Genomic DNA, 223 nt, shown 5'->3' with positions numbered 1-223 from the left:
CAGTGTCCCCTTCGTCTAGAGGCCCAGGACACCGCCCTTTCACGGCGGTAACAGGGGTTCGAATCCCCTAGGGGACGCCACTTGCTGGTTTGTGTGAGTGAAAGTCGCCGGCCCCCGTATCTCAAAACTGACTTGCGAGTCATGTTTGAGATATTTGCTCTTTAAAAATCTGGATCAAGCTGAAAATTGAAACGACACACGTAAAGTGTGTATGAGTCTCTCA

The 223-nt window shown here is 50.2% G+C and carries 1 tRNA gene; it reads left to right on the top strand.

The window, feature by feature from the left end:
- Window positions 1-4 precede the first annotated feature (4 nt).
- Window positions 5-80: transfer RNA gene (locus tag OGV79_RS02295), tRNA-Glu, on the top strand.
- Window positions 81-223 lie beyond the last annotated feature (143 nt).

Source organism: Citrobacter sp. CK185, from assembly GCF_030333565.1.
Classification (GTDB): domain Bacteria; phylum Pseudomonadota; class Gammaproteobacteria; order Enterobacterales; family Enterobacteriaceae; genus Citrobacter_B; species Citrobacter_B koseri.
Note: the sequence above shows the minus strand (reverse complement) of the source record. Positions and strands in the feature narration are given on the sequence as shown.